We start from the raw sequence: 19,697 nt of genomic DNA, 5'->3' as shown, positions 1-19,697 counted from the left end.
TCGCAAAAGTCTTCGACAGTCGCTGGCGCAGCTGGGGTGCCACCTATGGCGGCACCTCCGAGATCGGCGGCGATGCCGCTGCCGGCTCGCACGACGCCGACCTGAAGACGTTCGGGCTGGCAGGCGGCATTGCCCGCAAATGGCACGATGCCACCATCGGCATCGCGCTCGGCGGCGGCGCGTCCGACTTCCAGCTGGCCGACAAGCTCGGCAGCGGCAGCGCACGCTTCTTCAATGCCGGCGTCTTCGGCCGGCAGGAGTTCGGCAACGCCTATGTCGCGGCTGCCGCCGCCTACAGCTTCTACGACGTCGAAACCGGCCGCACCGTGCTTGGCAAATCGCTGTCGGGAGACTTCAACGCCCATGCCTTCTCCGGACGCATCGAGGCCGGCTACAACATCGAGACATCGCTGGCGACGCTGACCCCCTATGCGGCCTTCCAGGCGATCGCCTACCGCATGCCGGGCTACAGCGAGACCGGGGCGGGCAATTTCGGGCTGGCCTACAAGGGCAACACCACGACCGTCACCCGCACCGAACTCGGCGCAAGGTTCGATCACGGCATCGGCCTCGACAACGATGCAACGCTGACGCTGTCGGGCCGCGCTGCCCTTGCCATCAATAGCGGCGACACGATCGGCTTCGTCGCCGGCTTCCAGGCGCTGCCCGGTACCGCCTTCAGCATCGAAGGCGCCAATCCCGACCGCTACAGCGCACTCCTCGACGCCGGCATCGAATACGCAACCGCCAACGGCTTCTTCGCCGCCGCAAGCCTCCAGGGCGAACTCTCCGGAAACCTCCACAACATCGCCGGAACCGCTAAAATCGGCTTGAAATGGTGACCACGAGCGGCAGTTGAACGCCCGGTTTCGACACACTGACAAACGGAAGCCCGCCCGTTTCAAGTTTGGCGGGCTTTTCGTCAGAACTTACATCGCATGAACTTCAACCCCACGCCGACGCTGCGTCGTAGGTCTCGAATACGGGAGCTTCGGCCTTCTCATAGACATGCACGGCCAATCCACCCGGCGTTGTCTCGACATTGACCAGCCTGAAGCCCGCGGGCGCCATGCCGTCGGGAAACAGCTTGCGGCCCTGTCCCAGAACAACCGGGGCGACAACCAGCCGGAATTCATCGATCATTCCTGCACCCAGGAGCGAATGGGCGAGACGCCCGCTGCCGTGAATCTGCAGTTCTCGACCCGGTTTCCTCTTCAAGTCAGCGGCCCTGGCCGTAATATCTCCCGACAGGATCGTCGCCGGCCCCCATGACGCCTCCTTTAAAGAGTTCGATGCAACATATTTAGGCAAGCCATTCATTTTGCTGGCGATCGGGTCATTGGGATCATCCATTTTCGGCCAATCCCGCGCGAAATTCTCATAGGTCAGGCGCCCGAACAGGAAGGCATCGGCCCGTCCGACCCAGCCAGCGACGGTCTGCATGAAGCTCTGCTCGAGAAAGGGAACAAACCAGCCGCCGCGTGTGAAGCCGTCGCTTGTGTCTTCATCGGGCGCACCTGGGCCCTGGCAGACGCCGTCGAGCGACAGGAATTCCATCAAGACAAGTTTCATAACGAGACCTTCCAGGTGCTGGCGCATGGGGCGATACGCTTGGTTTTGACAATTAGTTATCCCAATGGCTAACTAATGCAGGAATTCACTTAGCGCAAGAGCTAACTATTAACGCACAAATCGTCCCCCGGTTGATCGCGGCGCCACAATGGAAGATAGTCTGAGGGCAAGCAGCGGAGCAGGCCGATGAGCACGCCCACGTCTCGCCAGGTCAAGCAGCGCAGGGCAGTGGCCGAAGCGCTTGGCCGTCACAAGGTTTTTGTCAGTTCGCGGCGGTTCAAGGCCGGCGAGGAACCGACCTATCGTGTCATCGTTGCCAACGAAGCTTATCTGGTCGGGCAGCGAACGCTCGATCAGCTCTACAAAGGCTATCATCCCGCGGAGCTCGGCCTGGAACCCTTGCATGAGGAAATGGGCGAATAAGCTCTTCCATGGCGAATTCACCGAAGCTCCAGTCCTACCGCGCCAAGCGCAATTTCGCCAAGACACCTGAACCCTCCGGCATCCAGGAGCAGCACGAAGGCAACCGCTTCGTCGTGCACAAACATCACGCCACGGTCGACCATTACGACCTGCGCCTCGAAATCGATGGGGTACTGAAAAGCTGGGCGGTACCCCGAGGGCCGTCGCTCAACCCTGCCGACAAGCGGCTCGCCGTCCAGACGGAAGACCATCCCATCGACTATATCGATTTCGAAGGGGTCATTCCGGCAGGCGAATATGGCGGCGGTCCGATGATCGTCTGGGATACCGGCATCTGGGCGCCGATGGATGACATCGACACGTCGCTGGAGAAGGGCGCATTCAAGTTCCGGCTGTTCGGCGAAAAACTGAAGGGCGGCTGGATGCTGGCCCGACTGAAGGCCAAGGAGGACGAGGACAAGGTCAATTGGCTGCTTTTCAAGGAGCGAGACCAGGCCGCCGACAGCAAGATCGACATCCTTGCCAAACGGCCAGAAAGCGCGAAATCGGGGCGCCGCATCGAAGAACTGGTCGAGAAGCCGAAACCGGCTGCGAAGGCGATTGCACCAAAGCCGGCAAAAGTCGCGGGCGCCCTCCGGGGGCCGATGCCGGCTCGCCTCGAGCCGCAACTGGCCACTGCCGTGGGCGCGCCGCCTTCGAGCAAGGAATGGCTGCACGAGATCAAGTTCGACGGTTATCGCACGGCGGCGCATATCGTCGATGGTGCCGTCACCTTCATCACCCGCAGTGGTCTCGACTGGTCAAAGCGGTATGGACGCTTGAAGACGGCTTTCGAGACCCTTGCCTGCAGCAATGCGATCATCGACGGCGAAGTCGTTGTCACCGACGACAAGGGCATCAGCCGTTTCTCGGCGCTGCAGGATGCACTGGCGGCAGGCGAGACCCACAAACTCACCTTCTACGCGTTCGACCTGCTTTATCTCGACGGCTGGAACCTGACCGGGGCAGAACTTGCCAAACGCAAGGAATTGCTTGGGCAATTGCTGAGCGGCATCACGGCAAAAAGCGCCTTGCAACTCAGCGATCACGTCACGTCCGATGGCGGGGCCTTGTATGAGCAGGCATCGGAGCTCGGCCTGGAAGGCATCGTTTCCAAACAGGCGGCTTCGACATACGTACCCGGCCGTTCCAAGAGCTGGACCAAGGTCAAGGCGCGTGCCGTCGGTGATTTTGTCGTCGCCGGTTACACCGTCTCAGAAGCGGCCGAAGGTCTCGCCGCCCTCGCACTCGCCGAATGGGTCGATGGCGAGTTGGAATACCGCGGCAAATGCGGTTCGGGTTTCGACGCTGAAACGCTGCCGATGCTGCTGGCGAGGCTGCAGGCGTTGCAGGCCGACGCGGTCAGGCTGGAGGGCATGCCGCGCGAGGTCATCCCGGTCCGGCCCGTGCTGACCGCCCATATCCACTACGCCAATCGCACCGACGACAATGCGCTGCGCCATGCCGTGTTCAAGGGGCTGCGCGAGGCTGAACTGTCAGCCCGTGCTGGCGCTCCACGCAAGCGGCTGATTTCCGATACCGACCTCGCCGGGATCTTCGTCACCAATCCGACGCGTCGGATATTCGGCAAAACCGGGCCGACCAAGCTCGACATCGCTGTCTATTATGCCGCGGTAGGCGATTTCATGCTGCCGCATATCCTCGGCAGGCCGGTGTCGCTGGTGCGCTGCCCGACGGTCAAGCCGGAGGACTGCTTTTTTCAGCGCCACGCCTTCACCGGCATGCCGGCGACGATGGTCTCGTTCGAGACGCAGAATTCCGACGGCGAGGCGCGCAGCTACATCGCCGTCGAGGATGCCAAGGCTTATCTCGCGCTGGCGCAGTTCGGCGTCGTCGAGTTCCATACCTGGGGTGCGCACCGCCAGAGCCTCGACAAGCCCGATCGCGCCGTCTTCGACCTCGATCCTGGCGAGGGTATCGGATGGCGCGAGGTGGTGGAGGCCGCCATCCATGTCCGTGGCGAATTGGAGAACCTCGGTCTGGTGCCTTTCGTGAAGACTTCGGGCGGCAAGGGCATCCATGTCGTCGTGCCGGTGAAGAAGAAACTCGGCTGGCGGCAATTCCACCAGGCCTGCAGCGAAATCTCATCCCGCATCGCGGCTACTGCGCCCGAAACCTTCACCACCACGATGGGGGCGGAAAACCGCCGCAGGCGCATTTTCATCGATTTTCACCGCAATGCGCGCAGCCACACGGCGGCCGCGCCGTACACGCTGCGCAGGCGTCCGCACATGCCGGCTTCGACGCCGCTGGAATGGGCCGATCTGGAATCCATCGACGCTGCCGAGGATTTGAACTATTCTTCGCTTCCAGGTCTTTTGGCCGCATCTGGTGATCCCTGGGTGGACATTGGTGATTTCGCCCGGGAATTGCCGGCGCCTGCGAAGGCGAAAAGGTAGCGTTGTGTCGTCGCGTAGGAGGCGGAATTGGCACCCAGGGCAAGTTGGAAGGGCTATCTGAAACTCAGTCTGGTGAGTTGCCCCGTGCGGCTCTATCCGGCAACGAGCACGAAGGAGCGGATCTCCTTCAACCAATTGCACAAGAAGACGCACAACCGCATCAACATGAAGCCCGTCGACCCCGAGCTCGGTCTGGTCGACCGCGCCGATCTGGTCAAAGGCTACGAATACGAGGACAAGCAATACGTCATCATCGACGATGCTGACCTCGACAGCGTACGCATCGAATCCAACCACACCATGAACATCGAGGCCTTCGTCGACGAAAAGGATGTCGACGTCATCTATCAGGATACGCCTTATTATCTGGCGCCCGACGGAGCGATGGCCGAGGAAACTTTCGTGGTTCTGCGCGAAGCCATGCGCAAGTCCGGCAAGCTGGCGGTGGCGCGCCTCGTATTGTCCAGCCGCGAACGTGTCGTCACCATCGGCGCGCGCGAGAAGGGCATGTTTGTCTGCACGTTGCGCAATCCGCATGAAGTGCGCGGCACGGCCGAATATTTCGACAACATCCCGCAGGGCAAACCCGACCGCGAGATGCTGCAGCTTGCCGAGGCCCTGATCCAGCAGAAGCTGACCAAGTTCGACCCGAAGAATTACGAAGACCGCTACGAGGCTGCCTTGATGACCATGATCAAGGAGAAGTTGAAGGGCCACAAGCCGATCGTCGCGGCCGCTCCGGAACGTGGCAACGTCGTCAACCTGATGGATGCGCTGAAAGCCAGTCTCGGTCAGGCCAAGCCGCCGGCCAAAAGCAAGACCAAGGCGCCTGCGGTTGAGGAAAAACCGGCCAAGGTCGCCGCGACTGGCGGTTCCAGGGCAGGCACCAAGAGCAAGAAGTGACCTCGGCAAGAGGCAGGACATTCGGTCTCATCGGCGGGCTGGCGGCGTTTCCGCGTCGCCTGGCGGTGCGTGAGGTCGGTGCGCAGGGTGGTGAATTGCAGCGCGGCGCCTCGCGGCGCACCACCCATGTGATTTTCGGCCGCAAACTGCTCGGCAGAACCGACGCCCCCCGGATCGCGGCGCGTTATCGCGAGGAAATCTCGAAAAACCGCCGCGCTCTGAGCGAGAACGGGTTTCTCAGATTGCTCGGACTTATCGAAGCGCCCGGTGGCGCTACGCTGAGCCGCCAGTCCGTCCTCGAGCAGTCCAGGTTGGCCTCGGAGGATTTTGACCTGCTCGCGCTGTTCGATGCCTTCGAACACGATGCTGAACCCTTCTCGTTCCGCGACCTGATCCTGGCCAAGAAATATGCCGGGCTGATCGTGTCGGGCGCCAGTTGGGGCACGATCGCGCGGTCGGTGCGCCGATCCGGTTCGATCGCCTCGCTGACCGCGCTTTCGCTGCACGCAGATCGGGACAATGCCATCTATGCGCGCTCGGACGACGGCGTGAGCGAGCTTGATGGTCAGGCGTTGCTGCCGTTGGGCCGCGCCGAACCGGAGGATCTCGACGAACTGTTTGCGTTGTCCGAGGAAGCGGAAGAGGAGGGGCGGTACGGCGATGCCGCCGATCTCTACAGGCGCTGCATCGCGATTGACCCGAGCGACCCGGTCGTCTTCTTCAATCGCGGCAATTGCCTGCTCGCCGATGGTCGAGCCAAGGAGGCCGAACAATCCTATCTTGAAGTGCTCAAACGCGATCCACGCTTCGTCGAAGCCTGGTTCAACCTGTCCGGCCTGCTCGCCGGTGAAGGCAAGAAGGACACTGCGCGCCGTCATCTGCTTGCCGCGATCGCCATCGACGGTGCCTATGCCGATGCAATCTTCAACCTGGCGAACCTCGACTATGAGGCCGGTGATATGGCCGGCGCGCGCAAGTGGTGGTCTCGCTATCTTGAGCTCGATTCCACATCGCAATGGGCCCGCGCGGCCAGCAATGGCATCCGCCTTATCGACCTGGCGGAAAGAACAGCGAGTTGAACATGCCCTTCCTCTTTGACGGCCCGGAAGACGCCGGCTGCACCATCCTGCTCGGACATGGAGCTGGGGCGCCGATGGACTCGGCCTCCATGGATGCTGCAGCCAAGGCGCTTGCCGCGGCCGGATTTCGTGTCGCGCGCTTCGAATTCTCCTATATGGCCGGCCGACGCACCGGAGGCAGCCGCAAGCCGCCTCCGCGTGCCGAAACGCTCAATCCTGAATATGTCGCCGCCGTCGCGGCATTGGGCGCAAACGGTCGTCTCATCATCGGTGGCAAGTCGATGGGAGGCCGCATTGCCTCGATGGTGGCGGACGAACTGTTTGCGTCGGGCAAGATCGCCGGCCTGCTCTGCCTCGGCTATCCGTTCCATCCGCCGGCCAAGCCGCAGCAGTTGCGCACCAGGCATCTCGCGGATCTGCAGACTCCCACGCTGATCGTCCAAGGCACGCGCGACGAGTTCGGCACGCGAGACGAGGTGCCGTCCTATGCGCTCTCCAAGGCGGTCGAGGTCTTCTGGCTGGAAGACGGCGATCATGACCTGAAGCCGCGAAAGAGCGTGTCCGGTTACTCGGCTACCGATCATCTGAAAAGCATGGCCGACAAGGTCTCGTCCTGGGCGGGCACGCTTCGGCGCTAGGCTGATGAAAATCGCAACGTTCAACGTCAACGGTATCAATGGCAGGCTTCCCGTCCTGCTCGGCTGGCTGGCCGATGCCGCGCCCGATGTCGTCTGCCTGCAGGAGTTGAAGGCGCCGAGCGACAGGTTTCCAGCAAAGGCGTTGCGCGAGGCTGGTTATGGCGCCATCTGGCACGGGCAGAAAAGCTGGAATGGCGTCGCAATCCTGGCGCGTGGCGTCGATCCGATCGAAACGCAGCGCGGCTTGCCCGGCGATGAGGAGGACACCCAGAGCCGCTACATCGAGGCTGCAGTCGGCGGCGTCCTGATCGGATGCCTCTATGCGCCGAACGGCAACCCGGCTCCGGGGCCGAAATTTGATTACAAGCTGCGATGGTTCGAGCGCTTGAAGAAACATGCCGCGGAGCGGCTCGCGCACGACATCCCCGTCATTCTCGCCGGCGACTACAATGTCATTCCGAGCGAACTCGACGTCTACAAGCCTGAGCGCTGGCAGGACGATGCCTTGTTCCGACCTGAAGTGCGCCAGGCGTTGCGGCAACTCATCGACCAGGGCTGGATCGATGCCATCCGCACGCTGCATCCCGGCGAGCGCGTTTACACGTTCTGGGACTACCTGCGCAACGCCTGGGGTCGCAACGCCGGCCTCAGGCTGGATCATCTGCTGCTCAGCCCGACAATCGCCGACCTACTTACCGCTGCCGGCGTCGACCGTGAGGTGCGCGGCTGGGAAAAGGCGAGCGATCATGCGCCGGTGTGGATCGAGATCACGGTCCGATAGTGAAACCACATTCGCCAGGCTTGCCATGGAACACGAGTTCAATGGGGCGGCCGGCGCGCGCCAGAGGGACCGGGGAAAGCGCCGGCCTAAGCGCCGGAAGTGGGGGCACTCCGGCACCTGGAACAGTATAACACTTCGGGTCTCTCCATACATCACTGGTTTGGCGGGAGCGGATCATGAAGACGAACTGGCTGCCCGATGGTCGACGTCAATGCCGTCGAATGACGAAATCTGTCGACCGGGAATGGGAAGTGAACACGAACCCCGTGGCAGTGCCTATGCGTCACCTGCCAGCAGGGTAGACAAGTCGAAAATTCCGATAACATATTGACGCAGGCGAAGGGGCTTAGCAGGCGCGCAAGCAATGCCTGTTGGTGGTTGGAAGTAGCAAACCGGTACAGCCGTGTCTTCCACGGTTGTAGGAGAGGAACCCCAACGATGCCGAACCCAAGCCAGAATAGCGACCAGTGGTGGGTCAACGACCAGACGCCGGACAATCCATACGGCAAAAGCACGGATTACGAAGCCTATCTTGATTATCTCGGAGACCTGGACCGCAGCCTGACGCCAGCGATCGCGGCGGGAACGCTGAGGATCAATGTTTATGAACTCAACGACCATCCCGAATACAAGGCCGCCGCGATCGGCGCCTTGCAGATGTGGTCGCTTGTCACCCCTTTGAAATTCGAAATCGTCGACGACGCGCCCTACAACAGCGCGACGGACTGGATGCAGGTCGTCAGCCCGGAAGTAGGCGAAGAAGACGATGGCAGCGCCTATTCGAACGATCGCTATGTCAGCATCGGCCAGCGTTTCCACGACACCGAGCCGAACAAGACAGACATCGGCGGCTATGTGTTCGATTCTTTCATCCATGAGTTCGGCCATGAATTCGGACTGAACCACCCCGGCCTCTACAATTACAGCGGTCCCGGTGGCGTCCAGATCAACTATCTGAACAATGCGACCTGGACCTACGATCGCCAGCAATACAGCGTCATGTCCTATTTCGATGGCATCGACGTTGGCGAAACCACCCGCTGGTCGGCGTCAACGCCGCTCATGGCCGACATAGAGGCCGTGATCCGTCGCTTTTTCTCGACGGTCGACGCGAATGGCGAGCGTACCTATCAGGAAATCAACCTCAACACAGGCGACAACGTCTACGGCTTCGGTGCTACCCAGGATGGCTACAGGCTCAGCGCTTCGGGCATGCAGCACGACATCGGCTTTGTCATCCACGATACCGGCGGAATCGATACGCTCGACTTCTCCGGCTCGACGGCGGGCACCATCCTTGACCTGCGCGCCGGCCAGTTCTCCAGCGTCAACGGCCATAGCAACAACGTGTCGATCTTTGCCGGGCACAACGCCGACACGACCGACTACTATATCGAAAACGGTATCGGCAGCAGCTTCAACGACATCCTGATCGGCAATGACGGCAACAACGTCCTTGATGGCCGCGGCGGTGCCGATCGCATGGCCGGCAATGGCGGTGATGACATCTATTTCGTCGACTCCCTGGACGACATCGTCCGCGAGGAAGCGAATGGCGGCAACGATACGGTTGTCCTGATGTCCAGGAACCTGAAGATCCGCAAAATCGCCAACGTCGAACACATCATCTACGCCGACGAGTCGACACTTCAGCCAGGAGGCGGTGGCACCGATACCCCGCCGATCATCGGCGACAACACGATGACCAGCATCATTTTCGGCACCAAGGGAAATGATACGCTCGACGGCGGCGGCCGCAACGACACCATCTTCGGTCAGGATGGCGACGACCTCATCATCGGCGGACGCGACTCGCTCGCCAGCCGCGACATCAACAACACCATCGACATCGCCGATCTCGACGACCAGACCGAAAGCGATGATGGCAACGATACGCTTTATGGCGGCCGCGGCAACGACACCATTCTCGGTGGCGCGGGCAACGATATCCTCGATGGCGGCGATGGCGACGATACGCTGAGCGGCCAGGACGGTATCGATATCTTCAGGGGCGGCGCCGGCGTCGACACGGTCGACTACAGCAAGGAAAGCCCGTTCCAGCTGCTCGTCAACCTGGAGACGAATGTCGCCAGCGGCGGCACCGCTTCAGGCGACACCTTCTACAGCATCGAGAACCTGATCGGTTCGGACGACCGTATCGACCGCTTCATCGGCAACGCTGATGCAAACCATTTCTGGGGCCAGGGCGGTGGCGACTACTTCAACGGCCGTGACGGCGACGACATCCTGGATGGCGGCAACGATGGCGACATCCTGTATGGCGAAGGCGGCAACGACACCATCATCGGCGGCGCCGGACAGGACTATCTGGACGGCGGCGACGGTGTCGATACCGTGGTCTATTCCGGCAGTTCCGACGGCGTGACGATCGACCTCGCCAACGGCACCGCCAGCGGTGGCGATGCGGACGGTCCGGTACAGATCGTCGGGCGCGGCACCGTTATCCGGCATGATATACTGGTCGGCTTCGAGAACGCCGTTGGTTCGTTCTACGACGATCATCTCATCGGCAACGCCCAGGCCAACGTACTCTCCGGCGGTGCGGGCGATGACATCCTGACCGGCGGCGGCGGCGCCGACACGTTGAATGGCGGCGCGGGAAGCGACACGGCGGACTATGCCGACGCGACCAGCGGCGTCAGGCTCCAGCTGGGTACCGGCAAGTCCGGTGGAGATACCTACATCTCCATCGAAAATCTCGCCGGCTCGGGCTTCAACGATCAGTTGACCGGCGACGGCGGGGCCAATGTCCTGACCGGGCAGGGCGGCAACGACACCATCAATGGCGGCGGCGGCGATGACATCCTGCTTGGCGATTTCGCCTATCAGGGTGACATACCGCCGCGTCCGGGCACGGGCACCGGCTATGCGACGCTGGGGCCGGATGCGACGAACAATTCGATCGCAACAGCCTTTGACATCTCTAACAACTTCTCGCTGGCGGCCGACCCCGATATCTTCGATTCGACGACCACGCTTCACACGACCGTCAATGCCACCGGAAACGGCAAGGGCGGATATTATGGCATTACCCTGGCGGCCGGCACGGTCATCTCGATCGATATCGACGGGATTGCCGATCCCAACGTGCATGACAGCTGGGTCAGGTTGCTGGACAGCAACGGCAATATCGTTGCCCAGAACGATGACGGTGGCGGCGACCCCGGTTCGACCACCAGCCGGGATTCGAGCACGGTCTTCGTCGTCAAGGAAACCGGAACCTACTATATCCAGGAAGGTATGTGGTCACCCGACGTGCCTGGCGATGGCTGGGCGGATGCCGTGCCGGAAGGCTCGACATACAAGGTGAACGTGTCGGTCGAATTCCCGCCGGCACCGGCTCAGCCGGGCGTTGCAGGCGCCGACAAGCTCAACGGCGGCAGCGGCAGCGACCTTCTGGATGGTGGTCTGGGCGCCGACACGCTGACGGGCGGCGCAGGCGAGGATTCCTTCCGCTTCTCGACGGCGCTTGGAAACGGCAATGTCGACTTGATCAAGGACTTCAACGTCGCCGACGACACCATCCTGCTGGACAACCTCATCTTCACCAACCTGGGCAATGACGGCGCTCTCGCCCTGGGCGCCTTCTTCAAAAGTGCATCGGGTGTCGCCCATGATGCCGACGACCGCATCATCTACGACACCGACAGTGGAGTGTTGTCCTACGATGCCGATGGTTCCGGACAGGGAGCCGCTGTTCAGTTCGCACAGCTGAGCGCGCACCTGAACCTGTCGGCAGCGGACTTCATGGTCACCTAGCGTGTTACGAAGGGGCGCTTTCGAGCGCCCTTTCCGACCGGCAGCGTCGGCCATCCCGTGCATCGGGGGGCCGTAATGATCGAAGGGGGAGTTTGTGATGAAGCGTCCGACCACGCGCCGCACGGTGCTTATGGCAGCGGGAGCCGCCGGAGCCGCGGCTGTCGTTGCCGCAACGGGCACGGCCTCCGCTCAATCGGCGGATATTCGTGGCGAAGTCACGTTCAAGGGCGACGTGGCCATCCCGGAAGGTCATCTCGAGATTTATCTTGAGGATCCGGCCGTCAAGGACAAGGCGCAGCGTCGCGCCGCGAAAACCCGCCTCAAAAGCGATGGCGGCTCACGGACGATAGGGTTCTCCTTGCCCTTGGCCAAAAGCCCGACCGTGTCGCCGACGTTGCAGATCGTTGCGCGCCTCGAGCGCGCAGATGGCTGGCTGGTCGCCCGCGGCAGCGCGAAGGTCGAAGCGGGCGCACCCGTCCATGTCACACTCAACACAGTCATGTATTGAAGGATCCCGAATGGCTGGGGGTATGATCTTCTTGGGCATCGAGATGTCTCTTCCCGATTGCGAACCTGCATGAGGCAGACATCGTCGCCGCAGCTTACGCTGCTGGGAGTTCTCTCGTCATTTCGACGGGCTTTTTCCGGCATTGTCCTGATGAGCGGGGTCGTGAACATATTGGCACTGACCGGCTCGTTCTTCATGCTGCAGGTCTATGACAGGGTCGTTCCGGGCCGGAGCGTGCCGACTCTGGTCGGTCTGGCCGTGCTTGCCGCCACACTGTTCGTCTTTCAGGGCGTGCTGGAACTGATCCGCTCGCGCCTGATGGTGCGGCTCGGGCAGGGGCTGGATGCGGAGCTGAGCCCGTCAGTCTATTCGGCGCTGATGCGCCTGCCGCTGCGCGCCAAGCTCCCCGGCGACGGGCTGCAGCCTCTGCGGGATCTGGACCAGGTCCGCTCCTTCGTCGGCAGCGCGGGTCCGACGGCGCTGTTCGACCTGCCATGGGTGCCGCTCTACATCGGCATCTGTTTCATTTTTCATTTCTGGATCGGCGTGACTGCGCTGGCGGGTGCGATTGTCCTTTTCGGTCTGACGCTCCTGGCCGAATTCCGGACCCGGGGCCCGACAAAGATCGCCGGACAGCACGCCACCACCCGCGGCGCACTGGCGGAAGCGACACGGCGCAACGCCGAAGCCATGCAGGCCATGGGTTTCGGCGCACGCATCGCCGAGCGGTGGCACGCCGTCAACGCCAGTTATCTGAACGCCCATGCGGCTGCCAGCGATGTCGCCGGCACGCTGGGGACGATTTCCAAGATATTGCGTCTGATGCTGCAGTCCGGAATTCTGGCGATCGGCGCTTATCTGGTCATCAAGCAGGAAGCGACCGGCGGCATCATGATTGCAAGTTCGATCATGATGGGCAGGGCACTGGCGCCGATCGAACTGGCGATCGCACACTGGAAGGGTTTCGTGGCGGCACGGCAGGGCTGGGCGCGCCTGAAGCAGCTGCTGTCCGCATTGCCGGAGGCTGCCACCAGCGTAACCTTGCCGGCACCCGTCAGCACGCTGCAGGTCGAGACCATCAGCGTCGCGCCGCCGGGCGATCAGAAGCCGGTGGTATGGGACGCGAATTTCACGCTGTCCAAGGGATCGGGCCTCGGCGTCATCGGTCCGAGCGCTTCCGGCAAGTCGTCGCTGGCGCGCGCGCTTGCGGGCGTCTGGCTGCCAGCGCGGGGCGCCGTGCGGCTGGACGGGGCCACGCTTGACCAATGGCCGCCCGAAGAACTGGGCAGACATATCGGTTATCTGCCGCAGGATGTGCAGCTGTTCGAGGGGACGATTGCGCAGAATATTGCCCGCTTCGATCCGGAAGCGTCGTCGGAAGCAGTGCTGGCCGCGGCAAGGGCCGCTGGCGTGCACGATCTCGTCGTGCACCTGGCCGATGGTTACGACACGAGCGTGGGAGAGGCTGGAGCCTCGCTGTCGGCGGGACAACGGCAGCGCATAGCCCTTGCGCGGGCGCTTTACGGTCATCCGTTCCTGGTCATACTGGACGAGCCGAATTCCAATCTCGATGCGGAGGGCGAAGTGGCCCTGTCCGCCGCCATTCAAGGTATCCGTGACCGCGGTGGCATTGTCGTCGTCATCGCGCATCGATCCAGTGCCCTGGCCAGTGTCGATACCGTGCTGGTGATGGCCAATGGACGCGTGCAGGCTTTCGGGCCCAAGGACGAGGTCCTGAGCAAGGTCTTCCGCCCGGCAGCGTCGCTCAAGGTCGTCGCAGCCGCCGAGAGAGGGGTTCCTGCGTGAGCAAGACGACATCAGCGCAACGGCAGGTCCAACGCTATCTCGTGGCCGGACTTGCGACCTGTCTTCTGCTCATCGGCGGCGTCGGTGGCCTGGCGGCGGTGACCAAAATGTCCGGCGCGGTGATCGCCTCCGGCCGGCTTGTGGTCGATTCCAACGTTAAGAAGGTCCAGCATCCAACCGGCGGTGTGGTTGGCGAAATCCGCGTCCGCGACGGCGACCTGGTCAAGGCCGGTGATATTCTGGTGCGCCTCGATGAGACGACAACGCGCGCCAGTCTGGCAATCGTCTCGAAAGGACTGGACGAATTCTATGCGCGGCTTTCCCGGCTGGAAGCGGAGCGCGATGGTAAGAACGCGGTCAGCTTTCCTGAGGTCCTGACATCGCGGCAAGGCGAGGCCGCTGTCGCCGCGTCGATGGCCGGAGAGCAGTCGCTGTTTGATTTTCGCTATCAGGCGCGGGCCGGCCAGCGTTCGCAATTGCGCGAACGAATCGCCCAGCTGACGGAAGAGACCGCCGGACTGACCGAACAACGGCAGGCGAAACGCCGAGAGATCGAACTGATCCAGGTCGAGCTGGAAGGCGTGCGCGACCTGTGGAACCGCAAGCTGGTATCGATCAACCGCATGACAGCGCTGGAGCGGGACGCCGTCCGGCTTGAGGGCGAGCACGGCCAGTTGACCGCCGGAATAGCCCAGGTGAAAGGCAAGGCGGCGGAGATCGAATTGCAGATCATCCAGATCGACCAGGACCTCCGCAGCGAAGTCGCGACCGAACTGCGCGAAGTACAGGGAAGAATCGCCGAATTTGTCGAACGCAAGGTGGCGGCCGAGGACCAGCTGAAGCGTATCGATCTGCGCAGTCCGCAGGATGGTGTTGTGCTGCAACTGGCCGTACACACGGTCGGCGGGGTCATCACGCCCGGCGAACAGGTGATGCAGATCGTGCCGGTAACGGACGAACTGACCGTTGAAGCACACATCGCGCCGCAGGATATCGACCAGGTGGCAACCGGCCAGAATGCGATTCTGCGCCTGTCAGCCTTCAACCAGCAGACCACGCCGGAACTGACCGGCACGCTGTCACGCGTCTCAGCCGACCTGACGACCGATGAACGCACCGGGATGTCGTATTATGTCGCGCGCGTGAAGCTGCCCAAAGTGGAGGTGGCCAAGCTGCATGGCCTGGCGCTGACCCCTGGCATGCCGGCCGAAGTCTTCTTTCCGACTGGTGATCGGACCATGCTTTCCTATCTGGTGAAGCCGCTGTCGGATCAGATCCAGAAGGCTTTCCGGGAAGAGTGAAGCCGCATCACGAATCAGGAGCGCGGTGGCCAAACACGCTGCGCAAGCAGAAGTCCGCGGTTTGCTTTCTCGGGTAGGCCCCGGAAAATTCCGCTACCCATTTACCAGCGGGTCGGAGCACCCGAGCGCCCGGCGGGCGAGAATGACGGTAGACCAGCCAAGGCACGCTATGAAATCGCCGAGCGGACCTGTGCAGTCGCATGTCTTGAAGCGGGATAGCATCCGCCGCTACATGGCGGCATGAGCAACCTCAGTACACTGGTCGCGACCGTCACGGCCCGGCAGGAGATCAAAAAGAGCCGTTTCATCGCGATCGCCGGCCCTGTGTCGGATGAGGCTACGGCAAAGGAATTCATCGCGGCGCATTCAGACCAGACTGCGAACCACAATTGCTGGGCTTGGCGGATCGGACAAGCCTATCGGTTCAGCGATGACGGGGAACCCAGCGGAACCGCTGGCAAGCCGATGTTGCAGGTGATCGACGGGCAATCGCTGGACCGCGTCGCTGTCGTTGTCACGCGCTGGTTCGGTGGCGTCCTGCTGGGTAGCGGTGGCCTGATCAGGGCGTACGGCGGCACCGCGGCCATGTGCCTGCGGGAGGCCGAAAAGATGCCGCTTGTCGATACGGTGGCGGCGACGATCAACTGCGGGTTCAGCGATCTGGCTCTCTTGCAGGCGCGGCTGGAGGCGTTTCCAGGCGCGCAGATTGGCAGCCAGGCATTCACCGATACAGGGGCAGAATTGTCAGTTTCGATTCCGAAGGATGAGGCAGACAATTTGGCGCGCATGGTAGGCGATCTGACCAGCGGGCGGGCTATCGTTGAATTTGATGGAAAGCGGGCGCACACACCGTAACCTCCACACCGATCAGGAATGAAAAACAAATTCCCGGCCTTGCGTCCGACTGTCGCGAAATGTTCCGGCAATAGAGTGGAGGAATGGCTGGGGAACCTGGATTCGAACCAGGACTAACGGAGTCAGAGTCCGTGGGTCTACCGTTAACCTATTCCCCAAAAAGCATTCTGTTCAATGCCTTGGTGAAGCGAGCTGAAGTGCTTTTTGGCTTTTGGCCGGCGGCTCGGTATGCCGCGCGCTCGTTTCTGCGCTGCCTTGTAGCCATGCTTGGCAAATAGTCAAGCCTCGACTGCGCTTCAATTGGCACGGCGGCCGAACTGTGAACGCTCGAACAACAGCACGACAATCAGGGCCAGCACGAGCGGGATGATGAGGTAGAACATGCGGAACACCAGCAGCGCCGCGATGACACCGGCCTGATCCATCTGGGGCAGGCCGGCCAGGAACACGACCTCGAACACACCGAGGCCGCCTGGCGCATGCGAAATCTGCGCTGCCGAGAAGGCGACCAGGAAGATAGCGAAGACAACGAGATAGCCGGGATTGTTTTCGACGGGCAGCGCGAAATAGAGGATCGCGCCGGCCGCCAGGATTTCCAGCGGACCGATCACCAGCTGACGCGCGACGATCGGCAGCCTGGGATAGTGGATCTGCACGGAACCGATCTTCAGCGGCTTCAAGTGCAGCCAGCTGCCGAAGACATAGGCAACCACCACGAGAATCATCGCGATGCCGGCGCCGGCCGACAGCCCGCCATAACCGACTTCCTTGAAGGCGCTGACATCGGCGAATCGCTCGAACAGGTCGGGTATGAGGATCAGCACGATGCCGCCGAGCAGGATCGACGACAGCACGAAGGTGATCCAGCAGACCGCGACCAGGACGCCGACTTCCTGGCCGGACAGGCCGCGCGTGGCGTAGGCGCGGTAGCGGATCACCGCTCCGGAGAACACCGAGCCGCCGATGTTGTGCGACAGCGCGTAGGTGGTGAAGGAGCAGAGCGTCACGAACAGCCAGGACACCCGTTTCTCGAGATGAGTCAGGGCAATATGGTCGTATCCGGCAAGGGCTGCGTAAGCGATGATCGAACTCAGTGCGGCCAGCAGCCAATGCGTCCAGCGTATCGCAGCGAGACTGGCCCAGACATCGTCCAGGGAAATGCCGCGCAGTTCGTTGAACAGAACCCACACTGAAAAGGCGACAGCCGCCAGGCCGATGACCGGCCAGATAAAACGCTTGAAATTCATGCCGTCACGGCCATCAGCAACCCCAACCCATCACAATTAGATGCCCCGCACGGGCTTCATCGGTAGCAACCGCACCGACAAACCCGCCGAACCAGAAATGCCCGATCGAAGCCGGCTATTCAACAGTTGTGGCGCGTTTACGGCGATATGTGTGACGCCGCTACGGTAATCGACAATTTTCGGGCGGGACTTGGTGATTGGGCGCGGCGCTGTTACTCTGGCGCCAACTTACGAAATGTGCGTGCCAGCAGCGTCCGGGGATACCCGGTTCGCGCGGCACTGGAAGGATAAGCAGTGAAAGACCGCGACGCCGGCGCTGGAGCGCCGGAGGGCGGCATGTCGGAGGGGATTTCGGCATCGCCCGATCCTGGATCCCGGGCCGCAGGCCGAGAGGGACAGAGCAACAGTGGCACGCGATGGGATTCGCACGCCTCTGCTCCGCAGGCAGCCAAGGGACGTAAACGACGCAAGCGGCGGCGCGGGCGCAAGGTTTTCGCGCCAGCGGACGGCGCAACGCCTGCTACGGCCACAGCCGGGACACAGGCGAGAGCAGGACAGCCTCCTGTCGCTGCCAAGCTCCAACCCGCAGCGTCAGCCCCGGAGGAAAGTCCTCGTTCCGCCTGGAACGGCGAATTGCCGGTCTTTGCCGCGCTCGATCTCGGCACGAACAATTGCCGCCTGCTGGTGGCGGTGCCGGGACGCCACGGCCAGTTCCGGGTGATCGATGCCTTTTCGCGCATCGTACGTCTCGGCGAGGGGCTTTCGGCGAGCGGCCGGTTGGGCGACGCAGCCATGGGCCGCGCCATCGAGGCGTTGAAGGTCTGCGCCGACAAATTGCGCATCCGCAAGGTCGCCCGCGCCCGGCTGATCGCTACAGAGGCTTGCCGGTCGGCAGCCAATGGCGAGGAATTCCTGGAACGGGTCGAGCGCGAAGCTGGGCTCAAGCTTGAAATCATCGATCGCGAAACCGAAGCACGGCTTGCCGTTTCGGGTTGTGGTTCGCTGATCGAACGCGAAACCAAGGGCGTGGTGCTGTTCGACATCGGTGGCGGTTCGTCCGAGATCGCCCTGATCGATCTCAGCAATCGCCGCTCGCAACGCCTGGCGAATCATATCGTCTCCTGGACCTCGCTGCCGGTCGGCGTCGTGTCCCTGGCTGAACGTTTCGGCGGCCGCACGGTGACCCGGGAAAGCTTCGCGGCGATGGTCGACGATGTCGCGGGGCGCCTTGCCGCATTCGAAGGACGTCATCGGCTCAGCCACCTCGTGGCAGGCCCGCACTTCCACCTGCTCGGCACCTCCGGCACGGTGACGACGCTCGCCGGTGTCCATCTCGACCTCGAGCGCTACGACCGCCGCCGCGTCGACGGCCTGTGGATGGGGCGGGAGAATGTCGACCGCATGGTGGAAAAGCTGCTGGGCTGGGATTTCCAGCAGCGCGTCGCCAATCCTTGCATCGGCGCCGACCGTGCCGACCTGGTTCTTGCCGGTTGCGCGATCCTCGAGGCGATCCGGGCGGTGTGGCCGTCGGAGCGCCTGCGTGTCGCCGACCGTGGCTTGCGCGAAGGGATATTGAGTGAATTGATGGCCGATGACCGCGCCACGCGTGGTTCCTGGCGGACAGAGGGCCGGCAATGACCAACAAGAAAGATGGTGCGGGCAGCACGACACGTGTCCTGCGCACCAAGGTCAAGAAGAAGCGCGGCCTGAAGGAATCGTCCCGGCGCTGGCTGGAGCGGCATCTCAACGATCCTTACGTCCAGCGTTCCAAGGCGGATGGCTATCGTTCGCGTGCTGCCTACAAGCTGATCGAAATCGATGACAAGCACCGCCTGCTGAAGCCGGGTCAGAAGGTCATCGACCTGGGTGCTGCGCCCGGCGGCTGGTGCCAGGTGGCGGCAGCGCGCACCAAATCGACGGCAGAGGCGCCGCATGTCGTCGGCATCGACTATCTGGAGATGGATGCCGTTCCCGGCGCCGCCATCGTGCAGATGGATTTCCTCGATGACGCGGCGCCGACACGGCTGATCGAGGCCCTGGGCGGCGAACCGGACATCGTTCTTTCGGATATGGCGGCGCCGACCACCGGACATCGTCGCACCGACCATCTCCGCACCATGCATCTGTGCGAGGTGGCGGCCGATTTCGCCATGTCGGTGCTGAAGCCCGGCGGGCACTTCCTGACCAAGACCTTCCAGGGCGGCACCGAAAACGAACTGCTAGACATGCTGAAACGCTCGTTTCGCTCGGTTCATCACGTCAAGCCGCCGGCTTCACGCGACGAATCGGTCGAGCTCTATCTGCTGGCCAAGGACTTCAAGGGCCGGGCACCGACCGAAGAGTAG

Annotated in this window: 16 protein-coding genes and 1 tRNA gene; 14 read left to right on the top strand and 3 right to left on the bottom strand. The window is 62.4% G+C overall.

The genetic code is table 11. The features are described from left to right. On the top strand, positions 1-842 hold an 842-nt coding region (locus tag ACFWYE_RS04120; RefSeq protein ID WP_379109722.1), incomplete at its 5' end, for an autotransporter outer membrane beta-barrel domain-containing protein. 103 nt (positions 843-945) lie between these two features. Here the strand turns inward: ACFWYE_RS04120 and ACFWYE_RS04115 are convergent. After that, the gene (locus ACFWYE_RS04115) at positions 946-1,572 is read right to left on the bottom strand and encodes a dihydrofolate reductase family protein (protein WP_379071210.1); all 627 of its coding nucleotides are present in this window, start codon (positions 1,570-1,572) and stop codon (positions 946-948) included. 186 nt (positions 1,573-1,758) lie between these two features. On the opposite strand from ACFWYE_RS04115, the gene ACFWYE_RS04110 reads away from it, so the two are divergent. The 11 genes from ACFWYE_RS04110 to ACFWYE_RS04060 all read left to right on the top strand — a co-directional run bounded on the left by ACFWYE_RS04110 (position 1,759) and on the right by ACFWYE_RS04060 (position 16,105). Further along, positions 1,759-1,995, top strand: a complete 237-nt coding sequence (locus ACFWYE_RS04110) for a hypothetical protein (protein ID WP_379071207.1) — start codon at positions 1,759-1,761, stop codon at positions 1,993-1,995. Between the two features lie 8 nt (positions 1,996-2,003). Beyond that, positions 2,004-4,454: a DNA ligase D gene (ligD, locus tag ACFWYE_RS04105; RefSeq protein WP_379109720.1), complete on the top strand. Its 2,451-nt coding sequence runs from the start codon at positions 2,004-2,006 to the stop codon at positions 4,452-4,454. A gap of 27 nt (positions 4,455-4,481) precedes the next feature. Then, positions 4,482-5,357: a Ku protein gene (locus tag ACFWYE_RS04100; RefSeq protein WP_379071202.1), complete on the top strand. Its 876-nt coding sequence runs from the start codon at positions 4,482-4,484 to the stop codon at positions 5,355-5,357. Further along, entirely contained in the window at positions 5,354-6,436 is a 1,083-nt protein-coding gene (locus ACFWYE_RS04095) for a tetratricopeptide repeat protein (protein ID WP_379109718.1), read from the top strand. Before ACFWYE_RS04100 ends, ACFWYE_RS04095 begins: the two co-directional genes overlap by 4 nt. A gap of 2 nt (positions 6,437-6,438) precedes the next feature. Further along, positions 6,439-7,074, top strand: coding sequence for an alpha/beta family hydrolase (locus ACFWYE_RS04090; RefSeq protein WP_379109716.1), 636 nt, complete (start codon positions 6,439-6,441; stop codon positions 7,072-7,074). A gap of 4 nt (positions 7,075-7,078) precedes the next feature. Beyond that, positions 7,079-7,855 (top strand): exodeoxyribonuclease III, encoded by a 777-nt coding sequence (xth, locus tag ACFWYE_RS04085; RefSeq protein ID WP_379109715.1) that lies wholly within the window; start codon positions 7,079-7,081, stop codon positions 7,853-7,855. 438 nt (positions 7,856-8,293) lie between these two features. Next, positions 8,294-11,635, top strand: coding sequence for a M10 family metallopeptidase C-terminal domain-containing protein (locus ACFWYE_RS04080; RefSeq protein ID WP_379109713.1), 3,342 nt, complete (start codon positions 8,294-8,296; stop codon positions 11,633-11,635). Between the two features lie 97 nt (positions 11,636-11,732). Further along, the gene (locus tag ACFWYE_RS04075) at positions 11,733-12,143 is read left to right on the top strand and encodes a hypothetical protein (RefSeq protein WP_379071188.1); all 411 of its coding nucleotides are present in this window, start codon (positions 11,733-11,735) and stop codon (positions 12,141-12,143) included. Between the two features lie 69 nt (positions 12,144-12,212). Continuing rightward, positions 12,213-13,949 (top strand): type I secretion system permease/ATPase, encoded by a 1,737-nt coding sequence (locus ACFWYE_RS04070; protein WP_379109711.1) that lies wholly within the window; start codon positions 12,213-12,215, stop codon positions 13,947-13,949. Further along, positions 13,946-15,250 (top strand): HlyD family type I secretion periplasmic adaptor subunit, encoded by a 1,305-nt coding sequence (locus ACFWYE_RS04065; RefSeq protein WP_379109709.1) that lies wholly within the window; start codon positions 13,946-13,948, stop codon positions 15,248-15,250. Before ACFWYE_RS04070 ends, ACFWYE_RS04065 begins: the two co-directional genes overlap by 4 nt. Positions 15,251-15,490: 240 nt before the next feature. Further along, on the top strand, positions 15,491-16,105 hold the full coding sequence (locus ACFWYE_RS04060) for an IMPACT family protein (protein WP_379109707.1): 615 nt from the start codon (positions 15,491-15,493) through the stop codon (positions 16,103-16,105). An 84-nt stretch (positions 16,106-16,189) separates the two neighbouring features. Here the strand turns inward: ACFWYE_RS04060 and ACFWYE_RS04055 are convergent. After that, positions 16,190-16,263: transfer RNA gene (locus ACFWYE_RS04055), tRNA-Gln, on the bottom strand. Positions 16,264-16,401: 138 nt separating this feature from the next. Next, positions 16,402-17,352, bottom strand: a complete 951-nt coding sequence (locus ACFWYE_RS04050) for a lysylphosphatidylglycerol synthase domain-containing protein (protein WP_379071177.1) — start codon at positions 17,350-17,352, stop codon at positions 16,402-16,404. Positions 17,353-17,688: 336 nt separating this feature from the next. On the opposite strand from ACFWYE_RS04050, the gene ACFWYE_RS04045 reads away from it, so the two are divergent. Continuing rightward, the gene (locus ACFWYE_RS04045) at positions 17,689-18,990 is read left to right on the top strand and encodes a Ppx/GppA phosphatase family protein (RefSeq protein ID WP_379073047.1); all 1,302 of its coding nucleotides are present in this window, start codon (positions 17,689-17,691) and stop codon (positions 18,988-18,990) included. Then, positions 18,987-19,697, top strand: a complete 711-nt coding sequence (locus ACFWYE_RS04040; protein ID WP_129415311.1) for an RlmE family RNA methyltransferase — start codon at positions 18,987-18,989, stop codon at positions 19,695-19,697. The genes ACFWYE_RS04045 and ACFWYE_RS04040 overlap by 4 nt, the downstream gene beginning before the upstream one ends.

The sequence above is a fragment of the Mesorhizobium sp. NPDC059025 genome, assembly GCF_042739655.1.
In the GTDB taxonomy this organism is placed as follows: domain Bacteria; phylum Pseudomonadota; class Alphaproteobacteria; order Rhizobiales; family Rhizobiaceae; genus Mesorhizobium.
Note: the sequence above shows the minus strand (reverse complement) of the source record. Positions and strands in the feature narration are given on the sequence as shown.

Bases quoted from the DNA above. Each gene is read 5' to 3' on its own strand.
- ACFWYE_RS04115 (WP_379071210.1), bottom strand. From the start codon at position 1,572: ATGAAACTTGTCTTGATGGAATTCCTGTCGCTCGACGGCGTCTGCCAG.
- ACFWYE_RS04110 (WP_379071207.1), top strand. From the start codon at position 1,759: ATGAGCACGCCCACGTCTCGCCAGGTCAAGCAGCGCAGGGCAGTGGCC.
- ligD (WP_379109720.1), top strand. From the start codon at position 2,004: ATGGCGAATTCACCGAAGCTCCAGTCCTACCGCGCCAAGCGCAATTTC.
- ACFWYE_RS04090 (WP_379109716.1), top strand. From the start codon at position 6,439: ATGCCCTTCCTCTTTGACGGCCCGGAAGACGCCGGCTGCACCATCCTG.
- xth (WP_379109715.1), top strand. From the start codon at position 7,079: ATGAAAATCGCAACGTTCAACGTCAACGGTATCAATGGCAGGCTTCCC.
- ACFWYE_RS04080 (WP_379109713.1), top strand. From the start codon at position 8,294: ATGCCGAACCCAAGCCAGAATAGCGACCAGTGGTGGGTCAACGACCAG.
- ACFWYE_RS04075 (WP_379071188.1), top strand. From the start codon at position 11,733: ATGAAGCGTCCGACCACGCGCCGCACGGTGCTTATGGCAGCGGGAGCC.
- ACFWYE_RS04070 (WP_379109711.1), top strand. From the start codon at position 12,213: ATGAGGCAGACATCGTCGCCGCAGCTTACGCTGCTGGGAGTTCTCTCG.
- ACFWYE_RS04060 (WP_379109707.1), top strand. From the start codon at position 15,491: ATGAGCAACCTCAGTACACTGGTCGCGACCGTCACGGCCCGGCAGGAG.
- ACFWYE_RS04050 (WP_379071177.1), bottom strand. From the start codon at position 17,352: ATGAATTTCAAGCGTTTTATCTGGCCGGTCATCGGCCTGGCGGCTGTC.
- ACFWYE_RS04045 (WP_379073047.1), top strand. From the start codon at position 17,689: ATGTCGGAGGGGATTTCGGCATCGCCCGATCCTGGATCCCGGGCCGCA.
- ACFWYE_RS04040 (WP_129415311.1), top strand. From the start codon at position 18,987: ATGACCAACAAGAAAGATGGTGCGGGCAGCACGACACGTGTCCTGCGC.